This is a genomic window from Paracidovorax sp. MALMAid1276, from assembly GCF_049198005.1.
Lineage (GTDB): Bacteria > Pseudomonadota > Gammaproteobacteria > Burkholderiales > Burkholderiaceae_C > Acidovorax.
Window position 1 is genome coordinate 1 of sequence record NZ_JBMIRS010000235.1, and the last position, 21904, is coordinate 21904.

The following is a 21904-nucleotide window of genomic DNA, read 5'->3' on the forward strand; positions in this document are numbered from 1 at the left end:
GCTCAGCCCGAACGGATGGGGGAGGCGCCCAGGCTTCGACGGGCTCAGCCCGAACGGATGGGGAGGCGCCCCGGCTTCGACAGGCTCAGCCCGAACGGGTGGACAGGCGCCTGGCTTCGAGGTCGCCCCATCACCTCAGCCCGTGCCCAGCAGGGCGCGCGCCACCGCCTCCCCTACCTTGATCCCATCCACCCCGGCCGACAGAATCCCGCCCGCATAGCTGGCACCTTCGCCCGCCGGGTACAGACCCGGCGTGTTCACGCTTTGCAGGTTCTCGCCACGGCCGATCTTGAGCGGTGACGAAGTGCGCGTCTCCACACCCGTCAGCACCGCGTCGTGCATGTCAAAGCCCTTGATCTTGCGGCCGAAGGCGGGCAGGGCCTCGCGCAGGGCCTCGATGGCGTAGCCGGGCAGGGCGGCGTGCAAATCGCCCAGCGCCACGCCGGGCTTGTACGAGGGCTCCACGCTGCCCAGCTGGGTCGAAGGCTTGCCCGCGATGAACTCGCCCACCAGCTGGCCCGGTGCGCTGTAGTTGCGCCCGCCCAGCACGAAGGCGTTGGATTCGAGCTGGCGCTGCAGCACGCTGCCCGACAGCGGGTGGAACTGACCGGCGGGCAGGGCCTCCACGCCGAAGGTCTGGCCCAAGTGGGTTTCGAATGCCTGGGCGTCCTGCGGGTAGTCGCGCGGGTCGATGCCCACCACCATGCCGGCATTGGCATTGCGCTCGTTGCGCGAATACTGGCTCATGCCGTTGGTCACCACGCGGTGGGGCTCGCTGGTGGCGGCCACCACCGTGCCGCCGGGGCACATGCAAAAGCTGTAAACCGCGCGGCCATTGGCGGCGTGGTGCACCAGTTTGTAGTCGGCCGCACCCAGCAGCGGGTGGCCCGCGTGGCGGCCCCAGCGGGCGCGGTCGATCACGCCCTGCGGGTGCTCGATGCGAAAGCCGATGGAGAACGGCTTGGCCTCCATGGCCACGCCGCGCTGGTACAGCATGGCAAAGGTGTCGCGCGAGCTGTGGCCCAGCGCCATCACCACATGGTCGGCCCGCAGCTCGGTGGTCTCGCCCGTGGCCTGGTTCAGCACTTGCAGGCCGCGCAGGTGGCGCTGCTCGCCTGTGCCTTCGATGACCACATCCGTCACGCGCTGCTCGAAGCGGATCTCGCCACCCAGCGCAATGATTTGTTCGCGCAGGTTTTCCACCACCTTCACCAGCTTGAAGGTGCCGATGTGCGGGTGGGCCACGTACAGAATTTCTTCGGGCGCACCGGCCTTGACGAACTCGTGCATCACCTTGCGGCCCAGGTGGCGCGGGTCCTTGATCTGGCTGTAGAGCTTGCCGTCGCTGAAGGTGCCGGCCCCGCCTTCGCCGAACTGCACATTGCTTTCGGCATGCAGCTCGCGCCGGCGCCACAGGCCCCAGGTGTCCTTGGTGCGCTCGCGCACGGTCTTGCCGCGCTCCAGCACGATGGGCCTGAAGCCCATCTGCGCCAGCACCAGTGCCGCAAAGATGCCGCAGGGGCCAAAGCCCACCACCACGGGCCGCAGGGGCAATTCGGCAGGGGCCTGGCCCACCGGGTGCCAGGCCATGTCGGGGGTGGGCTGAACATGGGGCTTGCCAGCCAGGCGATCCAGCAGTGCGGCTTCGCGTTCGGGCTGGGCCAGCGTGATGTCCACGATGTACACGGCCAGCAGGTCTGCCTTGCGCGCGTCGAAACTTCGCTTGAAGACGTGCAGGTGGGCGATGTCGGCGTCGGTGATCCCCAGGATCTGCGTGGCAGCGGCGCGCAGGGGCACCTCGGGGGCTTCGGCGGCGGTGAACGGCAGCCGGATTTCAGAGAGTCGGATCATGTGCTTCGGGGCCCGTAGTGATCGGGCAGCAGGCAATGCGTGGGGCCCGCATGATACGGGGCGCCCGGTGCCCGTGAAAGCGGGTGGGGCTTCACGGGCTGCGCTCCTGCAAGCAAGATTGCACGGATTGCTAATAAATCAATAGCAAACAATCCTTATACAGTAAGCGGTAAAAGGCATTTTTATGCAGTTTTTTTGGCGCTGGACTGCTGGGGCACCCCGTCGGCGCCGGTCTGCTGGCGCCAGCGCAGCTCGGCCACGCCAAAGGCCATGGCAGCGAGCACCAGCGGGCCGAAGTAGTACAGCGCGCGGTAGGCCAGCAGTGCGGCCAGCACCTTTTCCTGGCCCAGCGCCTGCGTGGTCAGCAGCGCCACGCCCACCGACTCGAGCACGCCCAGGCCCGCGGGCACCCGCAGCACCAACCCGGCCACCGCGCCCAGCAGCACCGTCGCCAGGGCCGCAGGGTAGCTCGCCTGGCCCTGCAGCACCGTCCACAGCGCGGCGCCCATCAGCATCCAGTTGGTGGCCGACACCCCCACCTGCCACAGCGCCACCCGCCAGCGCGGCAGCGGAAACGCATGGCCCCGCAGCGTCAGCGCGCGGCCGCCGCGCACGGCGCACAGCGCGATATACACCACGGGCAGGCAGCCCAGCAGCGTGCCGCCCAGCCGCCACTGCCAGGGTTGCACCCCCCACCCTGCCACGGGCGGCGGCTGCCAGACCCACGCCAGCACCCCGGCCAGCAGCAGATAGCCCACCCAGTTGGTCAGGATGCTGGTACCCACCACCTGGACAATGGTGCCCGGATTCACGCCCTGCCGGTCATAGAGGCGGTAGCGCACGCCCACGCCGCCGATCAGCGAGCCCAGGTTCAGCGTGAAGGGGTAGCTGGTCATGGCGATGCGCAGCGTTCGCGCGCGCGAGAGCGGGTGGCCGGTGCAGTGGCGGCCGATCAGATCGAACGTGCCATAGGTGCAGTGGCTGGCCACGGCCAGCGCGCCCGCCACGGCGAGCACGCTGGCAGGCAGGGCCAGCAGCGCCTGCCACACGGCGGGCCAGTCCACCGTGCGGGCCTGCCGCACGATGAGCGTGGCCACCACGGCAAAGAACGCGGCGGCCAGGCCGCGCGTCAGCCACGGCCACCAGGGCCGCTGCGTGATCCCGCGCAGGCCCCGGGGGCCGCGAGGCCGGCGTTGTGCGCCCGATGCGCCCTGTCCACCCCGCGCTCGCCGGTGTTGTGACTGGGCGTGCTCGGCCGATGCAACCGGAGGGGAGTGGTGGGTGGCGGCCATGAAATCAAGGGCTGGGTTGGAGGCGAGGCTGGCGAGGGAGGGGGCACTGGATGCAGCGAAGGCTTCTGCGCTGCACTGCGCGGGCCCTTCGGGGAACGCTCCTCAGTTCAATTCAGGCCGCCACTCCTGACTCGCGCCGCTCCTGCTGGCGGTGACTGTCGCCGTCTGCGGAGCGCGAGGCCGGGGGCGGTGCATGGGCCCCCGTTTCTTGCTGCGACGGAGGTCTGACCACCGTGATGGCGGGCTCATGGCGGGGCAGCCAGCCGGCCCAGGTGGGGAACCAGCGCATCAGGTGAAACAGCACATAGCTGCGCACCAGGCGCAGGCCGTCAAACCAGCCGCGCGGCGTGGCGTCGATCTGGCGGCAGCTGTGCTCCATGAGATGCGCCAGCCGGGCATGCAGGTGCGCGTTGAAGTCCCGGTCGCGGATGATGACATTCGCCTCCAGGTTCAGCGACAGGCTCAGCGGGTCGAGGTTGCTGGAGCCCACGGTCGACCACTCATCGTCGACCAGCGCCACCTTGCCGTGCAGCGGACGGTCGCAGTATTCGTAAATGCGCACCCCGGCGCGCAGCAGGTGGTCGTACAGCATGCTTGCGGCGGTCTTCACGATCGGCATGTCGGGCTGGCCCTGCAGGATCAGGCGCACATCCACGCCGCGGCGCGCGGCGCGGCGCATCTCGCGGATGAAGCGGTAGCCCGGAAAGAAATACGCATTGGCCACCACCACGCGCTTGCGCGCCGCACGCAGGGCCACGCGATAGTGGCGCTCGATATCGTTCCTGTGGCCCTCGTTGTCGCGGGTCACGAAGATCGCGTCGGCACTGCCCGCGTGCGGGGCTTCCGGCGTCGGCATGTCGGCGGGCTGCTGGCGCCGGGCCTCGCGGGCCTGCTGCCTGCGCAGGCGCTGCTCGCGCTTGCGCTCGGTCGGGCTCAGCACGGCATCCAGCGCAAACTGGCGCATCTGCGCCACGATGGGCCCGCGCACCGCGACGGCATAGTCCTGCTTGGCCTCGGGGCCAAAGTCGGCCACATGGTCTGCCGAATAGTTGATGCCGCCGATAAACCCCAGCGTGCCATCGACCACCACGATCTTGCGGTGCATGCGCCGCAACACGTTCAGCCGCCGGCCCATGAAGCTGCTCCCCGGGTCGAAGATGCGGAACTGCACCCCGGCCTGTGCCAGCTGGCCCAGAAATTCATCGGACAGGTCGGGCGAGCCAAAGCCGTCGACCAGCACCTGCACCTGCGCGCCCTGGCGGGCCGCCTTGAGCAGCGCCTCGTGCAGCTGGCGGCCGATCTTGTCGTCAAACAGGATGAAGGTTTCGAGCAGCACTTCCGAGCGGGCCTGGGCGATGGCCTCGAACACCCGGGGGAAGAACTCCTCGCCGTTCTCCAGCAACTCGAAGTGATTGCCCGGAACCCAGCGCGAGGAGCGCGGCGGCAGTCGAAAGCCTCGCCTCATAGCAAGATCTCCGCCGCCAGGGGGGCGTGGTCCGAGAGCTTGTCCCAGGGCTTTCTGGGCAGGTTCAGCGGCGAATGCACGGAAGCATTGCGCACATAGATGCGGTCGAGCGCCAGCAAGGGCATGGATGCGGGGAACGTGCGCACCGCGCGCCCGCATGCCTGCACGAATACCTCGTGCAGGCCGACCTCGCGGCGCAGTACATCGTGCGCACGGTGGCGCCAGTCATTGAAGTCGCCGGCCAGCACCACAGGCTCGTGCGCCGGAAACGTCCGCACCAGGTCGCACACGCGGCGCACCTGCTGCGCTCGGTGCGACTCTTGCAGGCCCAGATGCACGCAGATGGCATGCACCGGCAGGTGGTGGCCGGGCGGCTGCACCACGCAGTGCAGCATGCCCCGACGCTCGGGGCCGCTGATGGAAATGTCGTGGTTCTCGTAGTGCGTGATCGGAAACTTCGACAGCAATGCATTGCCATGGTCGCCGTTGTCATACACGGCATTGCGCCCATAGGCATATTGCGACCAGATCGTGTCTGCCAAAAACTCGTAGTGCGGAACCTGCGGAAAATTGGCAAACCGGCTGGCATGCCGGTGGTGCGAGCCCAGCACCTCTTGCAGAAACACCAGGTCGGCGGCCACCTCGCGCACGGCATCGCGCAACTCGTGCAGCATGAATCTGCGGTTGAAGCTGGTAAAGCCTTTGTGCACGTTCACGGTGAGCACCTTGAACGCGATGGGCCCGGAACCCGCAACGGGCGCTGGGCCGGGCTGCGAGGCTGCGGCGGTGAAGGGAAGGTCGGTGGCAATGGCGGCCATGGGCAACATCTTTTGGTGTGGCGATGTGCGCCCCGGCGAAAGCGTGCCGTGCGGCAGTGTCGGCCACTGCGGCAGCAGCGGTGAGGGGCGCATGAGCCCATTGTTCTGACGCACGGGCGCGCTGGGTGTAGGACGTTTTGCCGTACTTCTGTGCTGTGCTGCGTGGCCCGGAATACAAAAAGGGGCCATTCGGCCCCTTTGCTGTGGATGGCAGCCGCCGCCCGCGGCGTGCCGCGCGCGGGGGGCGATGCCCCGCAGTGCCCCGTCTTCACGCGGGCAGGAAGCCTTCCACCGAGAGATAGCGCTCACCCGTGTCGTAGTTGAAGCCCAGCACCTTGGCACCCGCAGGCAGCTCGGGCAGCTTCTGCGCAATGGCGGCCAGCGTGGCGCCCGACGAGATGCCCACCAGCAGGCCTTCCTCGCGGGCGGCGCGCCGCGCATATTCGCGTGCGGGCTCGGCATCGACCTGGATCACGCCATCCAGCAGGCTGGTGTCCAGATTCTTGGGGACAAAGCCCGCGCCAATGCCCTGGATGGGGTGGGGCGAAGGCTGCCCGCCCGAGATCACCGGAGAGGCCGAGGGCTCCACCGCAAACACCTTGAGGCTCGGAAACCTCGGCTTGAGCACCCGGGCCACGCCCGTGATGTGGCCGCCCGTGCCCACACCGGTGATCAGCACGTCGATGCCATCGGGGAAGTCCGCCAATATCTCCTCTGCCGTGGTGCGCACGTGCACGTCGATGTTGGCGGGGTTCTCGAACTGCTGCGGAATCCACGCGCCGGGCGTTTGGGCCTGCAGCTCCTGCGCGCGGGCAATCGCGCCCTTCATGCCTTTTTCGCGCGGGGTCAGGTCGAACTGCGCGCCGTAGGCCAGCATCAGGCGGCGGCGCTCGATGCTCATGCTGTCGGGCATCACCAGAACGAGCTTGTAGCCCTTGACGGCCGCCACCAGCGCCAGGCCGATGCCGGTGTTGCCGCTGGTGGGCTCGATGATGGTGCCGCCGGGCTGGAGCGCGCCAGACCGTTCAGCGTCTTCCACCATCGACAACGCGATGCGGTCCTTGATGGAGCCGCCGGGGTTGCTGCGCTCGGATTTCACCCACACATTGGCGCCCGCGCCAAACAGGCGGTTGATGCGCACGTGGGGCGTGTTGCCAATGGTCTGCAGAATGTTTTCAACTTTCATGGCGTCTCCTGTGAGGGGAAGGGAAAAGAGAGGGGCGCAGCCCGTTCAATTGACATAAACCGTTCGGGCTGAGCCTGTCGAAGCCAGGGCGCGGACATCGCCGCGTGACGCGCATTCTGAACCACTTGATCTACGGCGCCGGCTATATGGATATAGGGCATGCCCCTCGCCACCGTCAGCTTTGGGAGTCTGCGCGGGCGAAGGGACATCGACGGCAAAGGAAGAAAAACCAGCCTTGCGCGGTACGACCCGCGGTGCCCAGGGGGCCACGCAGTGCCCCAGCGGTGGGATAATCCCGCCCGTGAAGCACGCCAGACCGCCGCTGGTGCAATCTGGGAAACCAGGCACTGGAGGAACGTCCGGACTGCACAGGACAGCGTAGCAGCTAACGGCTGCCCACCGTGAGGTGAGGATCAGAGCAACAGAGACGAGTCGGAGCGGGCACAGCAAGCCACCAAAGGTGTTCTATCGGTCGTCCGCGCAAGCGGACACGGCTGGCGCAAGCCAGACGGTTTGCGGCGCAAGCCGCAAAGACCCTAGCCACCCGAAGCGGGCGGCACGCCCGCTTCGGGTGAAACGGGCAATCTCTACGCGCAGCAATACCAAGTAGGCCAGCGTTGATGTGGTTCCGCAGAGCTGGCGGGTAGGTAGCACCGAGCCGGGTGGGCGACCCCCGGCCCAGATTAATGGCGGTCACACTGCGGGCAACCGTGGTGCACAGAATCCGGCTTATCGGTGTGCTTCACACTATTAGTGTCGTATTTGATGCGGCACGGTGCTTCGGTTCCCGGTCGCAAATTCTGCTGATGTTGTCGCGCTCTACATTGCTGCTGCCTGCTCCCGCAGCTTTGGCGTCAGGGCGTGATGACGCACTGCAGTGAAGACGCCCGCGCTTTTCCTGCACTGATGTTGAACGAAATGACCGCAGAGGCCACGTCTTCCCCCGCTGCGTGTTTGATCGAAACCGCGCATTGGGTGATGCTGCAACCGCCCTCGATCACATTGACACCCGCATACAGGTAGGCCATGCGCATCGCGAGAAGGTCCTTCACCTTGGCCTGGCCCGATGGGCCGAAGTTGCCATGGCAGGAGGATGCCGCCGGAATGGAATCGTTGGCGGCGGCGAACAAGGCCCGCAGTGCCTTCTGTGTGGACACGGGGTCGGCAGAGCTGCTGGCGACGGTGGATGTCGGCCCTCCGATAGCTGGGGCGATCAATGCACCACCCAGCAGGACGGTTGTGCCAAACGCGCGCAACGGCCGCATCATGGCACTACTCCAAAGTACAAAGAAATGTCGTTCCCGGCGTACGCGCTTCTGAACTTGCTGTGGAAGGCTTCCACCGAGTTGTCGGCCACCACCTTGCTTTGGCTGTTGGAGAAGTTGAACACCATGCCTCCATAGTGAATCCCCACGTGCTTTTGTGGAACGGGCGCCATGAGATTGTTGACCACGTTCTTGGCAGACAGGACAAAGATCAAAAGGCCGTCCGTCATCGCTGGTTTGTTTTCCCATTTGCCCCGCTGCGGCAGCCGGTTGTACAACTCATCGCAGCGGATGGATGCACCTGTTTTCTTCGTTTTGAACGCCATATCGCCACACAGCATTCCCAGCTTGATGCCGAGCGCGTGACTTACAAAATGTGCGCAATGATTTTGGCTTGAAGCGGCAAAACCATTGGAACAAATGCCGGAAATGGGCTTGCCTACATAGGCCTGAAGTGCTGTGAGTGTCGTGCTCATGGAGTTGGAGAGGTGAGGAGAGCTGTGATGAGAGGCAAAGAACAAGGGGCCTGTCTGTAGTGCCTGAGGACGTCTCGACATGGACTCCGTCCCGTCACAACAGCTGGTGGCCGCGAGCCGATAATTCTCTGTATGAAGAGGCCAATGGCCGTTACCTTGTGTCTATTGGGGTAACCAGATTTGACGCACTTTGGCCGAGCACTGTGGATGCCGCTGCAGCAGGCGTTGTTCAGCCTTTGCCGCAATGCGGCGCATGCCCCTGTTCCAGCTCGGTGGCTCGGTGCACGGTGTCGGGATGGCTGCTGAGCAGTGACCACACCGGGTGCGCTTGGGGCTCGGTGCGGTGATTGCTCTTGGAGCCGGGCTCACCGGCAGCGGTGGTGGCGCTGTGCTCCCCCTGGTCCTTCCCCCTCTTCATGCCTTTTTCTTTTTCTTTTCGTTCCTCCTCTTCCTCATCCCGCGCAATCGCCAGCAGCAGCCTCCCCATGGGCGCAGTGGGCAGCGCTGCATGGCGCATGACGGCGATGGCGTAGCAGTCGGCCTCGCGTTCGTGGCTGCGGCTGTAGGCCAGGCCGGTGAGCACCGAGGCGCCGGTGGAGACGATGGCCGAGACGTCGCCCAGCGCCAGGCCGAGGCCGATGTTCAGCACGCCTTGCTCCACCACCATGCGGGTGGTGTGGCGGTGCATCACGTGGCCGATCTCGTGGGCCAGCACGCCCACCAGCGCGGTGTCGTCCATGCCCTTGTCGGCGGCGGCCTTCACGATGCCGTCGGTCATCACGATCTTGCCGCCGGGCAGTGCGAACGCGTTGGCGCCCATGCCGGATCGGAACTCCAGCGACAGCGGCGGGCGGTAGTCGGGGTAGCGGTGCAAGGTCTTGGGCGCCTGCTGCACCAGCGTGTCGAAGCGGGCCTTGAGCTGGTCCTGGCGCTCCTTGGGCAGTTTGCTGGGCTTCAAGGTGCCGTCGTCCATCTGCTGGAGCGCGTTTTCGGCCATGGCGACTTCCCACGACAGCGGCACGAAGCGCGTGAGCTGCGTGGCTGCCCAGGGCGTGCCGTATCGGTAGAACAGCGTGAGGCCGATGGCGGCAGCGACGGTCACGCCCAGCAATACCGGCCAGCGGGTCTGCATGCGCTGGGCGATGCCGGGGCGCTCGCCCGCGGCGGCCAGGGCGGCACGCCATTCGGTCACGGCATCGATTTCCAGGCTGCCTTGATCGCGCAGGTCCACCACCACAAGGCGCTGAGCCTTGCGCTCGTTCCAGGCCTCGGGCCAGCCCACGTCCTTCCACGCAAACACGACAGGCTGGGCGCCCGGCTGCGAGAGCGGGTGCAGCGCGAGCGAGGGGCCCTGGGGCGTGGCCTGCAGGCTCACCATCACGGGGCGGGCCCTGCTGCTCTGGCCGTCGAACCAGCGGCCAGGAATGGGAGATGCTGCGTGTAGGGGGTCGTTCATCTCAGTCGTTCGTCACGTAGAAGGGAGCTCGGTGCCTTCGAAGCTCGCGCCATCCAGGCGAGCAGCCGCCGCGCAAGGTCCGCCCAGCTGCGAATGCAGCGTTGCACTTGCGTGCGCTGGCGGCCTCCCCCTTCCCGAATGGCGTAGCCCTGTGAGAGAGGGGGAAGGCGCGCGGCGCCTCCGGGGGGGATGCCTTACCCAATGAGGTCCAAACCGGCTGCATCGGCCAGTGCGTCGCCCAGCCCGCCCTGCTGCTGGCGCACCATGGCGCCGGCCACCTGCTCCACCCCGCCCTTGACGTGCAGGGTCACGGAATCGCACTTCATGCGGTACTCGCTCACGCGGGCGAAGGGGCGGTAAAAGCCCAGGGTCAGCAGGGTGAGCAGCATGTTCTTGATGCGCAACCACACAAAACTGCTGGTGCGCAGCTGGCACTTGAAGCGGGCCACGTGGCTCACGCCGATGTTGTCCCACATCAGCTGGAACATGCGCGCTTCGCGGTACGCGCGTGCGGGCGCCGAAGCGAGCAGCAGCAAAAAGAACACGCCCACGAAGGCCACGATGATCAGCACGAACAGCCACAGGCCCATGCGCGAGCTTTGCGATGCGATCAGCGCAAACGAGCCACCGGCCAGCGCACTCAGCACCACGCTCAGGCCCACCACGAACAGAATGAAGACGGCCACCGTGGCCAGCCAGACCTTCACAAAATCCATGTACACCGGCTTCCAGCGGCCGCGCTCGGCACCCACCTGGGCCTTGCGCACCAGCAGGCTCTTGTAGTTGAACTCCAGGCGGATGATGCACAACAGCGTGAGCACCACGCCCAGCGCCAGCAGGCCGCCCATGCCGGGCGTGAAGCCGGGCATGGGCGCTTTCTCGCCCTCGTCTTCCACCGCCTCCAGGGCCTGCGCCAGCTCGGGCGACAGCAGCTGCAGGCCATAGAACACGCCGAACCAGATCAGCGCGATGGCAAACACGGGCCAGCTGGCGGTGTAGACCTCCTTCCAGCTGGCGGCGAACTGCAGCCGCAGGCCGCGCCAGCGCGTGGCGCCCAGGCGAAAGCGCATGGCGCTGGCCCAGATGAAGGGCGCAAGCAACGCGCCGCCCAGCAGAAAAAGGCCCACCGCCAGGTCCTGCCCGGTGTTCACGGCAATGTTGTAGGCCAGGGTGATGAGCATCAGCAGCACAAAGCCCACCACCATGCGGCGTTGCTGCGCGGTGAATTCAAGCGGGCTGCCCGCGACCAGGGTGTGGCTGTAGAAATACTGTGCGGTACGGCGCCGGGCCCAGGGCGTGTAGATGCCCAGGGTGACGATGGACAGCAGCACGTTGACGATCCAGACCCGGAAGTATTCGCCCCCGCTGCCGGTGAACTCAAGCGGGTAGGCATCGATGTTCTGCGGCATGAAGGTCGACATTGGCCCGCCTGCGCTGTCTGATGGAACTTGGCTCATCCATTCCCTCCTGTGTGTTTGTTTGCCGCGCAGTGTAGCAGCGCACCGGGGAGCGGCGTTTTAAGCCAAAAATGCCTCTGGCGCTTGCTGGGTAAGCGCTAATAGCTATGTTTTTGGTAGCTTTTGGGCCAGGTGCAACGTAGCTCCGTCGCAGTCACCGAGGCCGCGCAGCGCAGGGCCGTCGGGGCCAACGCTGTCAGAACTTCTCCCACGGCTGCAGGTAGCGCCATTGCCCCTCGGGCACCTTGGCCAGCGGCACGCGGCCGATGCGGATGCGCTTGATGCCCACTACCGTCAGGCCCACGGCTTCGCACATGGCCGGGATTTGGCCGGGGCGGATGCCCTTGAGCGCAAAGCGCAGCTTGGTCTCGTTCTGCCAGCTCACCTTGATGGGCGGCAACGGGCGGGCGTTGAAGCTGAGGCCGTGGCACAGGCGCTGCAGGCCATTGGGTGCGATCTCGCCCTTCACCTCGACGATGCATTCCTGCTCCAGCACCTCGATGTCTTCGGCCAGCTTGCGCGCGATGCGCTTGTCCTGCGTGTACACCACCAGCCCGCTGGCCTCGGTGGGCAGGGGTGTGAAGCATTCGAGTTGCTTGAAGTGGCGCTGCAGCACCCGAATGCCCGAGGCGTCTTCGGGCAGGTGCGATGCCGTGTTGAGCAATGCCATGGCCTGAGGCGCGCCCTGGCTGCGGCTGGCGTGGGCTGCTTGCCCTGTGGGTGCGCCTGGCATGCCCAGGCCCGCGTCAAACCCTGCGGGTTTGTGCAGCAGCAAGGTCACCGGGGTCAGCTCCAGCAGGCTGGCATCGGGTGCCACCGCCACCGCCTGGTCGGGGCGCACGCGCGCGCCGGGAGCTTCCTCCACCCGGCCGTCCACGCTCACAAAACCGCCTTCGATGAATTGCTCGGCCGTGCTGCGCGAGCAGTTCAGTTGCTCGGCCACGCGTTTGGCCAGGCGGATGTGGGTGGGGTCAGGGTTCTTTTCGGTCATGGGGGAAATAGGTGAGCGTTCGCCAAGGCCGCAGATGCGCGGAGGGCTGAAAGCGCGGTGGCAAGCAAGGCGTGATTGTCTACCCTGACCTCAGCCGGCGCTGACCAAAGCCACTGCCACCGTGGAACTGGCTCTGTCGGGTGGGTCACCGGTGGCGGCCCCCTGACGGGGGAGGCGCGCAGCGCCTCAAGGGGGCTTCAGTTGTTCCCGGGCTGGAGCGCGCGGATGCGGTCGACATGCGCCAGCAGTGAGCGCTGGGCCACGGGCCACATGCGCGGGGGCACGTCGTCGTAGGCATGCTGCACCCAGTCCTCCATGGTGCCGTGTGGCAGCGCCTGCATGGCGGCCAGCACCTTGGCCTCGCGCGCCAGGCGGTGGGCCTTGAGTTTGGCGATGGCTCCCCGCGCATTGCCCAGCACGTAGCCGTGCGCGGGCAGGATGAACTCCACATCGTGTTCGGCACACACGGCGTCCAGGCGGTCCAGCGAATCGAGGTAGTCGGCCATGTTGCCGTCCGGTGGGTCCACCACGGTGGTGCTGCCATTCAGGATGTGGTCGCCGCTGAAGAGCAGGGCGTCTTCCACCAACCGCAGGCACAGGTGGTTGGCGGCATGGCCGGGGGTGTGGATGATCTGCAGGGTATGGGTGATATGGCCCTCTGGCGCTTGTCCTTCAAGTACCAGAAGCTCATTATTTTGTAGCGAACGGTCTGGCGTGAACTGGCTGGCGGCACGCGCCGTGGGGGCTGAAGGCAGGCCCAGGATGGGCGGGCGCGCCTTGCCCGCCTGCACGCACATCGCCTGCAGCGGCGCAGCGCCGGGGGAGTGGTCGGCGTGCGAATGTGTGCACACGATCATGCGGATGTCGCCGCCCGCAGCGCGCCAAAGCTTGTCCAGGTGCTCGGCATCGGCCGGGCCGGGGTCGATGGCGATGTAGCCGGTGGCCGGGTCGCCCACCAAATAGCTGTTGGTGCCGGGGCCGGTCATCACGCCCGGGTTGGGGGCCGTCAGGCGCTGCACGTTGCGCAGCAGCGGCACGGGGCGCTCGGTCTGCCAGTCCAGCGGGTGCACGATCTGGCCGTCGGGGCACACCAGCGCCAGCTCGCCAAAGGGCATGTCATCTTCCATGTAGCGCGCCTCCTTGCCGGCCAGCGTGCCGGCGCGGGGGCAACTGACCCACAGGGGCTGTTCGCTGGCCACGGCGTCCAGCACGGCCTGGGCATTGGCAAACTTTGCCAGCCGTTGCAGCGTGCGGATGGTGGGGAAGATCATGAAGAACTGACCCGCCTCGTGCCGCGCCAGCGCGTCGGCCGGGCGCACCCACACGGGCTCGAACTGCTCAGCCTCATCGGCCACGGGCTCCTGGCCCTCGGGCATGCGGGCGACCAGAAACTGCACGTCGAAGCGGCGCGCCAGATCGCGGTCGGCGGTCCAGTGCGCGAGCAGGTAGACGCCGTCGGCCGCCAGGCGCAGGCCGCGTGCATGGCACTGCGCGGCAAAGGGCTGGTGGCGGTCGATGGCGGCGATGTCGCTGGCGTCGGCCATCTGCCCTTTGCGAGGGTCATCGGCATGGCGGGCCAGCAAAATGCCCAGCTCTTCAAAACTCTCGCGAATGGCCGCGATGGCCTGCGTGAGGCGCAGGTCGCTTTGCTGGGGGCGGCGGTCAGCGGCCGCGTGGGTGGCGGGCGCGGCGTCAAGCGCGTCGATGCCGCCGCCGGGAAACACATAGGCGTTGGGCGCAAAGCTCGCCGTGGGCGAGCGCCGTGTCATCAGCACTTCCAGCCCGCCCTCGGCCGGGGCATCGCGCAGCAGCAGCACGGTGGCGGCCGGACGGGTGGCAACAGGTTCGCGGTGGGGGTGCAGTTGTTGGTTGGTGCGGGGCATCGGGCCATTATCCGGCGTTGCCCTGCAGCCTGCCGGCCGGCTGCTTTCGTCAAGGCGGCGCCTGTGGCCCCTGGTTGGAGCGGGGCACGATCTGCCCGCTGCGGTAGGTGCGTTGCATGGTGGGTGGCCTTTCAGGAAAAAATGGGCAAAGCGCTGCCCGCCCGGCGCACGGTGCGTCGGGAGAGGAGGTGCATAGGAGGGGCTGGAAGCGGGTCAGTCCGCCTTGATGCCGGGGGCCTTGATGGTCTTGGCGGTTTCGGTCTTCACCAGTAGGCGATGAATTCCCTGAGTTTGTTGGCTGGCACCGAGGGGTGAGCCGCAATCACGTTGGTGGCTCACGGTGAGCAGGGCCACGGGCGCGGAGTCCTTGGCCTCCCAGGGCTGGCTGGGTGTAAGGGCAGGGTTGCCCAGGTGGTAGGCCGAATGTGACCTTGGTGCCCTCGTCGCTGGGCACCTTGTTCGGACCGCGCGTGGTGTTCAAGGGCCTGGGCGCCAAGTCGCCCCGCGCGGATGTGCATGCGGTGCAACGGCGCGATGACCAACTGGGTGTGGTGCCCGCATTCGTGCGCGTGGTGGCAGGCGTCTGAGGCAGGCTTCCTTGCAGCTTCACGACACCATGTGTCGCTTGCTCCCAGGCCGAGAAATTGGCGCTGCCCATGCCAGGGCTGCCGCGCAAGGGCCGCCCCGCCGCGCTGGCAGTGTCCCCCTTCCCGAATGGCGCAGCAATTCGAGAGAAGGGGGAAGGCGCGAAGCGACTCAGGGGGATGTACCTAATCAATCCCAGGCGGGTGCGAGGCCTTCGGGGTCGACCATGCGGCCGCCCCGGTCCAGCGCAGCGATCTGCGCCATGTCTGTATCGCTCAGGCGCAGCTGCTGCGCCTTCAGGTTGCTCGCCAGGTTATCGCGCCGGGTGGAAGAGGGGATCACCGCGTAGCCCAGTTGCAGCGCCCAGGCCAGCGCCACCTGGGCCGGGGTGGCCGAGTGGGAGCGCGCAATGGCCTCGATCACCGGGTCTTTGAGCACCTTGCCGTAGGCCAGCGTCATGTACGAGGTGATCGGGATGCCCTGGCTCTGGGCGAACCCGGCCACGGTGCGGTTTTGCAGGTAGGGGTGCAGCTCGATCTGGTTCGTGGCGATGGCGCCTGCGCCCACGGCGGCAATGGCTTCGCGCATCAGCGCCACCGTGAAGTTGGAGACACCGATCTGCCGGGTGAGGCCCAGGTGCTTGGCTTCGGCCAAGGCGCCCATGAACTCGGCCACGGGCACCGCGCCGCCTGGCGAGGGCCAGTGGATCAGGGCCAGGTCCACATGGTCGGTGTGCAGCTTGTGCAGGCTGTCCTTCAGGCTGGCCACCAGCTTGTCTGCGGGCAGGTTGTCGGTCCAGACCTTGGTCGTGATGAACAGCTCGCTGCGCGGCACGCCGCTTTCGGCGACGGCCTGGCCGACTTCGGCCTCGTTGCCGTAGATCTGCGCGGTATCGATGGCGCGGTAGCCCAGGTCCAGCGCGTTGCGCACGGAGTCGATCACGACCTGGCCCTGAAGGCGGAAGGTGCCGACGCCGAAGGCGGGAAGAGAGCGGTGAGGGGATGTCATGGCGGTTCCTGTAGTGACGGAGAGTGACAAGGGAAAGATCAGAGGGAAAACGGAAACTAATGCCCCACGGGCACCGGGCCGGCGGAGCGCACGGGGATGCCGCTGCGCCGGTCCAGCACACCGCTCCACTGCGTGAGGGCCAGCGACACCAGCACCACCAGCGCACCGATCCATGGCGTGTGCTGCAGGCCCAGGCGCGTCACGATCAAGCCCCCGGCCCACGCGGCGCCGGCGATGCCCAGGTTGAACGCGGCGATGTTCAGGCCCGATGCCACGTCCACCGCCTGCGGCGTGAAGCGTTCGGCCTGCTTGACCACATACACCTGCAGCCCCGGCACATTGCCGAACGCCACGGCGCCCCACAGCAGCACGGTGCCCACAGCCAGCCAGGGGTGGGGCGCGGTGAACTGCAGCAGCAGCAACACGGCCGCCAGCAGCGCAAAGATGATGCGCAGCGCCGGGATGGGGCCCAGCCGGTCGGCCAGCTTGCCGCCCCAGAGGTTGCCCACGGCCACCGACACACCGTACACCAGCATCACCCAGCCCACGGCGCTGGCGCTGAAACCCGAGATGTCGGTGAGGATGGGTGCGAGAAAGGTAAACGGGATGAAGGTGCCGCCGTAGCCGATGGCCGTCTTGGCATACACCAGCAGCAGGCGCGGCTCGGCCAGCACCTTGGCCTGTTGCAACAGCGAGGCGGGCGGGGTATGCGCCAGGTTGCGCGGCACGAACAGAGCACTGCCGATGAAGGCAGCCACGCCCAACGCGGAGACGGCCAGGAAGGTTTCGCGCCAGCCGAAATGCTGGCCGATGAAAGTGCCCAGCGGCACGCCCGTGACCAGCGCCACCGTAAGGCCGGTGAACATGATGGCAATCGCACTCGCGGCCTTCTCGCGCGGCACCATGCCTGTGGCGATGGTCGAGCCGATCGAGAAAAACACACCATGCGCCAGCCCGGTGAGGATGCGCGCGGCCACCAGCGTCTCGTAGCTGGGGGCCTGCCAGGCCACCAGGTTGCCGGCGGTGAACAAGGCCATCAGCGCCAGCAGCAGCGCCTTGCGCGGCAGCTTGCCCGTGAGGGCGGTGAGCACGGGCGCGCCGATGGCAACCCCCAATGCGTAGAGGCTCACCAGCAGCCCGGCCGAGGGCAGGCTGATAGCAAGGTCCGTCACCACGGTGGGCAGCAGGCCAACGATCACGAACTCGGTCGTGCCGATGGCGAAGGCGCTGAGCGTCAGCGCAAACAGGGCAATGGGCATGGAAACACTCCTGTGGATGTGGGAAGGAGTGTGGGTTTTTCAGCCTTGCAGAAAAAGACGGTTACGCTCCATGGATAGTTGACTGTGAATCAACAATCGTTGGAGGGGTAGCCCATGAAAACCACGCTCGAAGAACTGCAGGCATTTGTGGCCGTGGTGGATGGCGGGTCGATCACGGCCGCTGCCGACGCGCTGGGCCAGACCGTCTCGGGCATCAGCCGCGCCCTGGGCCGGCTGGAGAAAAAGCTCGACACCACGCTGCTGCGCCGCACCACGCGCCGCACCGAGCTGACCGAGGAGGGGCAGGCCTTTTTGCTGCGCACACGCGCCATCCTCGCGTCCATCGACGATGCCGAGGAGCACATGGCCGCGCGGCGCCAGCAGCCCGCCGGCCGCCTGCGGGTGAATGCGGCCACACCCTTCATGCTGCACGCTGTGGTGCCGCTGGTGCCTGCGTTTCGCCAGGCCTATCCGCAGATCACGCTGCAGCTGGACACGGACGAACTCAACATCGATCTGCTGGAGCGGCGCACCGACGTGGCCATCCGCATCGGCCAGCTGCAGGACTCGACCCTGCACGCGCGCCCGCTGTGCACCAGCCGCCTGCGGGTGCTGGCCAGCCCCAAGTACCTGGCGCGGGCTGGCAAGCCCAGGGGCGTGGCCGACCTGGCCCGCCACACGCTGCTGGGCTTCAACCAGCCCGAGTCGCTCAACCACTGGCCGCTGCGGGGCGCGCATGGCGATGCCTGGCCCATCGTGCCCAGCCTGACCGCGTCCAGCGGTGAAACCCTGCGCCAGTTGGCGCTGCAGGGGGTGGGCATCGTGTGCCTGTCAGACTTCATGACCGCTGGTGACCGTGCGCGTGGCCACCTGGTGCAGGTGCTGGCCAAGGACACGGTGGAGGTGCGCCAGCCCGTCAGCGCCGTGTACTACCGCAACACGCAGTTGGCGGCGCGCATTGCGTGTTTTCTGGATTTTCTGCAGGAACGGTTGGGCTGACCCGGGCCGGGCGACCCTGGGCGAGCCTCGTCCAGAAAAGCCTCCTCACCGCAAGGCCCGCAGCTGCTGCAGCCGCTGAAGTACGGCGTCGATCACGGCATCGGCGCTGCGGGGCTCGCAGCTCCACAACATTTCCAGCAATTCGATCAAGGCGATTGCGCTGTTCTCGGCCAGCGCAGCCTGTGAGGCGGCCTGGAGGTCTTGCGCCTCCAGCCGGTCCAGAACGTCAACCATCAAACCCATGGGGCACTCCCTTTTTTTGTGGAGCCCATGGTAGGGGCTGCGGCCCCGTGCCCGGCGCCCGCAGGCTTGAGCGATGTCAAACCGGGGGCAGATAGGCCGCAGTGCCTTGCCTCCGGCGCTATTCAGGTGCGATTCAACCGCGCGCAGGAATGTTCAGTCCGCGGGCCACGGCCGGGCGCGTGACGAACGCGTCCAGCACGCGCTGCACTTCCTTGAACTGGCCGAACTCCACCAAATCGCCCGCGCCGTAAAAACCCACCAGGTTGCGCACCCACGGCAGGATGGCGATGTCGGCAATCGTGTAGCTATCGCCCATCACCCACTGGCGGCCCTGCAGGCGTTCGTCCAGCACCTTGAGCAGGCGTTTGGACTCGGCCACATAGCGGTCGCGCGGGCGCTTATCTTCATAGTCCTTACCCGCGAACTTGTGGAAGAACCCGAGCTGGCCGAACATGGGGCCCAGGCCGCCCATCTGCCACATCACCCACTGCAGCGTTTCGTAGCGCCCGGCGGTGTCGGAGGGCATCAGCTGGCCCGTCTTGCTGGCCAGGTAGACCAGGATGGCGCCGGATTCGAACAGGGCCAGCGGCTTCTTATCCGGGCCGTTCGGATCCAGGATCGCCGGGATCTTGTTGTTGGGGTTGAGCGACAGAAACTCGGGCGAGGTCTGGTCGTTGGTCTCGAAGCTGACCAGGTGCGGTTCGTACGGCAGCCCCAGTTCTTCCAGGGCGATCGACGCCTTCACGCCGTTGGGCGTGGGCAGCGAATACAGCTGGATGCGGTCGGGATGGAGGGCGGGCCACTTGCGGGTGATGGCAAAAGCGGAAAGATCGGTCATGCGAGGTTCCTGAAAAGCCGGTGGTTGGAAGAAGTCTGCCAAGCCTACGCTGGCTCGCGAAGCGGCGCAGGGCCGGGGCCATAATCCCTTCCCATGAAGATTCGCTTCACCAAAATGCAGGGCGCGGGCAACGATTTTGTGGTGCTCGACGAAACCCGGGGCCGCCTGGGGCTCAGCGCCGCCCAATATCGCTTTCTCGCTGACCGCCACTTCGGCGTAGGGGCCGACCAGATCCTTACGGTGCGGCCTTCCCCGGGCGAGGGGATCGACTTCGAATACGTGATCCACAACGCCGATGGCGGCGAGGTGGAGCAGTGCGGCAACGGCGCGCGCTGCTTTGCGCGCTTTGTGCACGACAAGGGCCTGACCGGCAAGGACACGATCCGCGTGCAGACGCAAAGCGGTGTGATTGCCCCGCACCTCACGGCCGACGGACGCGTCACGGTGGACATGGGCCAGCCCGTGCTGGAACCTGCCCAGGTGCCGTTCGATGCCACCGGCCTGATGCCCGTGGCGCAAGGATCAGGCCAAAAATGGCCACTAGCGCTTGCTGGTAAAGCGCTGGAGGCTACTGTTTTGGTAGCGGTGGTTTCCATGGGCAACCCCCATGCCGTGCAGCTGGTGGACAACGTGGACACCGCACCCGTGGCAGAAACCGGCCCCCTCATCGAAAACCACGTGCGCTTTCCGCAGCGGGTGAATGCGGGCTACCTGCAGATCGTGGACCGCGCCCATGTGCGCCTGCGCGTGTTCGAGCGCGGCGCTGGCGAGACGCTGGCCTGCGGCACCGGGGCCTGCGCCGCGGTGGTGTCCGGCATCCGCCTGGGGCTGCTCGACCGCGAAGTGCATGTGGACACGCGCGGCGGCCGGCTCACCATTGCCTGGAGCGGCCAGCCGGCCGACTCCGTTTTCATGACCGGCCCCGCCACCACGGTGTTCGAAGGCCAGATCGACATTCCAGACACCCTCGTATGAGCACCTCCCACATCCCTCCCATCACCGAAGACGACATCGCCCAGTTCCTCACCAACACGCCGGGCTTTTTCGAACGCCACGCCGAGGTACTGGCCAGTGTGCAGATCACCAGCCCCCACGGCGCGCGCGCCGTGAGCCTGCAGGAGCGCCAGGCCGAGATGCTGCGCGAGAAGATCAAGGGCCTGGAGCAGCGCGTGATGGAGATGGTGCGCAACAGCACAGAAAACGCAGCCATTGCCCACAAAGTGCACCAGTGGACGGCCAGCCTGCTGCAGGTGCGCGACCCGTTCGATCTGCCCCAGGCCGTGGTCGATGGCGTGCGCACCTTGTTCGACGTGCCGCAGGCCGCCGTGCGCGTGTGGGAAGTGGCCGCGCCGTACATCGATGCCGACTTTACCCAGGGCGCCAGCGAAGATGCGCGCGCGTTTGCCTCGTCGCTGACCATGCCGTTCTGCGGCCCCAACCTGGGCTTCGAGCCTGCGGGCTGGCTGGCGCAGGGAGAAGGCGGTGGCGCCGAGCCCGCGCAGTCGCTGGCCCTGCTGCCGCTGCGCGCGGGCGCCATCGACAGCGCCACGCCCGCGTTCGGCCTGCTGGTGCTGGGCTCGCCCGATCCGCAGCGCTTTGACGCCACCATGGGCACGGACTTTCTCTCGCGCATGTCCGAGCTGGCCAGCGCCGCGCTGCTGCGCTTGAAGTGAAACACCCCCCTGGGCGGCTGCGCCGCTATCCCCCGCTCTCTCAGCGCTGCGCACTGCGGGCAGGGGGACGACGCCAGCGCGGCGGGGCGGCCCTTGCGCGGCGTCCGCTGGCCTGGGCTGCGCCGGTTGCGTGTGCAGCGCTTCGGTTTTATTAAGGCGGCAGCGCCATGCCTGAGCCGCAACCCGACCCGCAAGCCGACCCCCACGTTCAGCGCTATCTGGAGCACGTGCGCGTCGAAAAGCGGCTGGCCGCGCGCACGCTCACGCTCTACACCCTGGACCTGGAGCGGCTCGCGCAGTGCGCGGCGGGCGTGAATGTGCCGCTGCTGCAGCTCACCAGCGCCCACATCCGCCGCTTTGTGGCGCAGATGCACAGCGGCGGTCGCAGCGGGCGCGGCATTGCGCTCATCCTCTCGGGCTGGCGCGGTTTCTTTGCCTGGGCCGGGCGGCAGGGGCTGGTTGCGCACAACCCGGTGCAGGACGTGCGCGCGCCCAAGGCGCCCAAGCCCTTGCCCAAGGCGCTGGGCGTGGACGACGCCGTGCGCCTGGCCGAGTTCGACAACACCGGCGCCGACCCGTGGCTGGAGGCACGCGACGCGGCCATGGTCGAGCTGCTGTACGGCTGCGGCCTGCGGGTGGGTGAACTGGCGGGGCTGGATGCCGTGCCCAGCGCCGACACCGAGCGCCAAGGGCGGGGCTGGGTGGACCTGCAGGCGGGCGAAGCGCACGTGTTTGGCAAGGGCAGCAAGCGCCGCAGCGTGCCGGTGGGCGCGGCGGCCACGGCGGCGCTGCAGGCCTGGCTGGCGCTGCGGGCCACGCCGTTTGGCGGCGGGGGCGCGGCGCGGCTGGATGCGGCGCTGTTCGTGGGCCAGCGCGGCAAGCGGCTCACGGCGCAGTCCATCTGGCTGCGCCTGCGCCAGCGCAGCCAGCAGGCCGGGCTGACCACGCCGGTGCACCCGCACATGCTGCGCCACTCGTTCGCCAGCCACCTGCTGCAAAGCAGCGGCGACCTGCGCGCGGTGCAGGAGCTGCTGGGCCACGCCAACATCACCACCACCCAGGTCTATACGCGGCTCGATTTTCAGCACCTGGCCAAGGTGTACGACGCCGCGCATCCCCGGGCCCGCAAGAAAAGCTGAAACGCGCGCCCTCCACGCGC

Annotated in this window: 20 protein-coding genes, 1 other RNA gene and 1 pseudogene; 6 read left to right on the forward strand and 16 right to left on the reverse strand. The window is 67.2% G+C overall.

What is annotated here, in order from left to right:
- Nucleotides 1-135 precede the first annotated feature (135 nt).
- The 5 genes from ACOQFS_RS19080 to cysK form a co-directional block, all read right to left on the reverse strand.
- Nucleotides 136-1851, reverse strand: coding sequence for an NAD(P)/FAD-dependent oxidoreductase (locus tag ACOQFS_RS19080; RefSeq protein ID WP_421564397.1), 1716 nt, complete (start codon nt 1849-1851; stop codon nt 136-138).
- 182 nt (nt 1852-2033) lie between these two features.
- On the reverse strand, nt 2034-3143 hold the full coding sequence (locus ACOQFS_RS19085; RefSeq protein ID WP_421564398.1) for a lysylphosphatidylglycerol synthase transmembrane domain-containing protein: 1110 nt from the start codon (nt 3141-3143) through the stop codon (nt 2034-2036).
- Between the two features lie 112 nt (nt 3144-3255).
- A complete protein-coding gene (clsB, locus tag ACOQFS_RS19090) occupies nt 3256-4608 on the reverse strand; it encodes a cardiolipin synthase ClsB (protein ID WP_421564399.1) in 1353 nt (450 codons plus the stop codon).
- A complete protein-coding gene (locus tag ACOQFS_RS19095) occupies nt 4605-5426 on the reverse strand; it encodes an endonuclease/exonuclease/phosphatase family protein (RefSeq protein ID WP_421564400.1) in 822 nt (273 codons plus the stop codon). The genes clsB and ACOQFS_RS19095 overlap by 4 nt, the downstream gene beginning before the upstream one ends.
- Before the next feature lie 268 nt (nt 5427-5694).
- Nucleotides 5695-6612: a cysteine synthase A gene (gene cysK, locus ACOQFS_RS19100; protein WP_421564401.1), complete on the reverse strand. Its 918-nt coding sequence runs from the start codon at nt 6610-6612 to the stop codon at nt 5695-5697.
- Between the two features lie 303 nt (nt 6613-6915).
- On the opposite strand from cysK, the gene rnpB reads away from it, so the two are divergent.
- An RNA gene (gene rnpB / locus ACOQFS_RS19105) (RNase P RNA component class A) lies at nt 6916-7360 on the forward strand.
- Nucleotides 7361-7466: 106 nt separating this feature from the next.
- Here the strand turns inward: rnpB and ACOQFS_RS19110 are convergent.
- From ACOQFS_RS19110 to ACOQFS_RS19140, 7 genes and pseudogenes are all read right to left on the reverse strand, one after another.
- On the reverse strand, nt 7467-7880 hold the full coding sequence (locus ACOQFS_RS19110; RefSeq protein ID WP_421564402.1) for a hypothetical protein: 414 nt from the start codon (nt 7878-7880) through the stop codon (nt 7467-7469).
- Entirely contained in the window at nt 7877-8353 is a 477-nt protein-coding gene (locus ACOQFS_RS19115) for a hypothetical protein (protein WP_421564403.1), read from the reverse strand. The genes ACOQFS_RS19110 and ACOQFS_RS19115 overlap by 4 nt, the downstream gene beginning before the upstream one ends.
- 229 nt (nt 8354-8582) lie before the next feature.
- On the reverse strand, nt 8583-9809 hold the full coding sequence (locus ACOQFS_RS19120; RefSeq protein WP_421564404.1) for a M48 family metallopeptidase: 1227 nt from the start codon (nt 9807-9809) through the stop codon (nt 8583-8585).
- Nucleotides 9810-10003: 194 nt separating this feature from the next.
- On the reverse strand, nt 10004-11266 hold the full coding sequence (locus tag ACOQFS_RS19125) for a YjgN family protein (RefSeq protein ID WP_421564405.1): 1263 nt from the start codon (nt 11264-11266) through the stop codon (nt 10004-10006).
- Between the two features lie 196 nt (nt 11267-11462).
- Nucleotides 11463-12257 (reverse strand): rRNA pseudouridine synthase, encoded by a 795-nt coding sequence (locus ACOQFS_RS19130; RefSeq protein ID WP_421564406.1) that lies wholly within the window; start codon nt 12255-12257, stop codon nt 11463-11465.
- 197 nt (nt 12258-12454) lie between these two features.
- A complete protein-coding gene (locus tag ACOQFS_RS19135) occupies nt 12455-14140 on the reverse strand; it encodes an MBL fold metallo-hydrolase (protein WP_421564407.1) in 1686 nt (561 codons plus the stop codon).
- Between the two features lie 269 nt (nt 14141-14409).
- Nucleotides 14410-14569 (reverse strand): annotated as a pseudogene (locus tag ACOQFS_RS19140) (tripartite tricarboxylate transporter substrate binding protein); the annotation flags it as partial.
- On the opposite strand from ACOQFS_RS19140, the gene ACOQFS_RS19145 reads away from it, so the two are divergent.
- Entirely contained in the window at nt 14566-14727 is a 162-nt protein-coding gene (locus ACOQFS_RS19145) for a hypothetical protein (protein ID WP_421564408.1), read from the forward strand. The pseudogene ACOQFS_RS19140 and the gene ACOQFS_RS19145 overlap by 4 nt on opposite strands.
- A 187-nt stretch (nt 14728-14914) precedes the next feature.
- Here the strand turns inward: ACOQFS_RS19145 and dkgB are convergent, their stop codons facing one another.
- Together dkgB and ACOQFS_RS19155 are read right to left on the reverse strand one after the other, a co-directional pair.
- Nucleotides 14915-15733, reverse strand: coding sequence for a 2,5-didehydrogluconate reductase DkgB (gene dkgB / locus ACOQFS_RS19150; RefSeq protein ID WP_421564409.1), 819 nt, complete (start codon nt 15731-15733; stop codon nt 14915-14917).
- A gap of 56 nt (nt 15734-15789) precedes the next feature.
- Nucleotides 15790-16992, reverse strand: coding sequence for an MFS transporter (locus ACOQFS_RS19155; protein ID WP_421564410.1), 1203 nt, complete (start codon nt 16990-16992; stop codon nt 15790-15792).
- 114 nt (nt 16993-17106) lie between these two features.
- On the opposite strand from ACOQFS_RS19155, the gene ACOQFS_RS19160 reads away from it, so the two are divergent.
- Entirely contained in the window at nt 17107-17991 is an 885-nt protein-coding gene (locus ACOQFS_RS19160) for a LysR substrate-binding domain-containing protein (RefSeq protein WP_421564411.1), read from the forward strand.
- A 45-nt stretch (nt 17992-18036) separates the two neighbouring features.
- Here the strand turns inward: ACOQFS_RS19160 and ACOQFS_RS19165 are convergent, their stop codons facing one another.
- Together ACOQFS_RS19165 and ACOQFS_RS19170 are read right to left on the reverse strand one after the other, a co-directional pair.
- On the reverse strand, nt 18037-18234 hold the full coding sequence (locus tag ACOQFS_RS19165; RefSeq protein WP_421564412.1) for a hypothetical protein: 198 nt from the start codon (nt 18232-18234) through the stop codon (nt 18037-18039).
- A gap of 133 nt (nt 18235-18367) precedes the next feature.
- The gene (locus ACOQFS_RS19170) at nt 18368-19072 is read right to left on the reverse strand and encodes a glutathione S-transferase N-terminal domain-containing protein (RefSeq protein WP_421564413.1); all 705 of its coding nucleotides are present in this window, start codon (nt 19070-19072) and stop codon (nt 18368-18370) included.
- A gap of 93 nt (nt 19073-19165) precedes the next feature.
- Here ACOQFS_RS19170 and dapF point away from each other — a divergent pair, with 93 nt between their 5' ends.
- The 3 genes from dapF (at nt 19166) to ACOQFS_RS19185 (ending at nt 21884) form a co-directional block, all read left to right on the forward strand.
- On the forward strand, nt 19166-20047 hold the full coding sequence (gene dapF, locus ACOQFS_RS19175; RefSeq protein ID WP_421564414.1) for a diaminopimelate epimerase: 882 nt from the start codon (nt 19166-19168) through the stop codon (nt 20045-20047).
- Entirely contained in the window at nt 20044-20745 is a 702-nt protein-coding gene (locus ACOQFS_RS19180) for a DUF484 family protein (RefSeq protein WP_421564415.1), read from the forward strand. The genes dapF and ACOQFS_RS19180 overlap by 4 nt, the downstream gene beginning before the upstream one ends.
- Nucleotides 20746-20912: 167 nt before the next feature.
- Complete coding sequence (locus ACOQFS_RS19185; RefSeq protein WP_421564416.1) at nt 20913-21884, forward strand: tyrosine-type recombinase/integrase; 972 nt, start codon at nt 20913-20915, stop codon at nt 21882-21884.
- Nucleotides 21885-21904 lie beyond the last annotated feature (20 nt).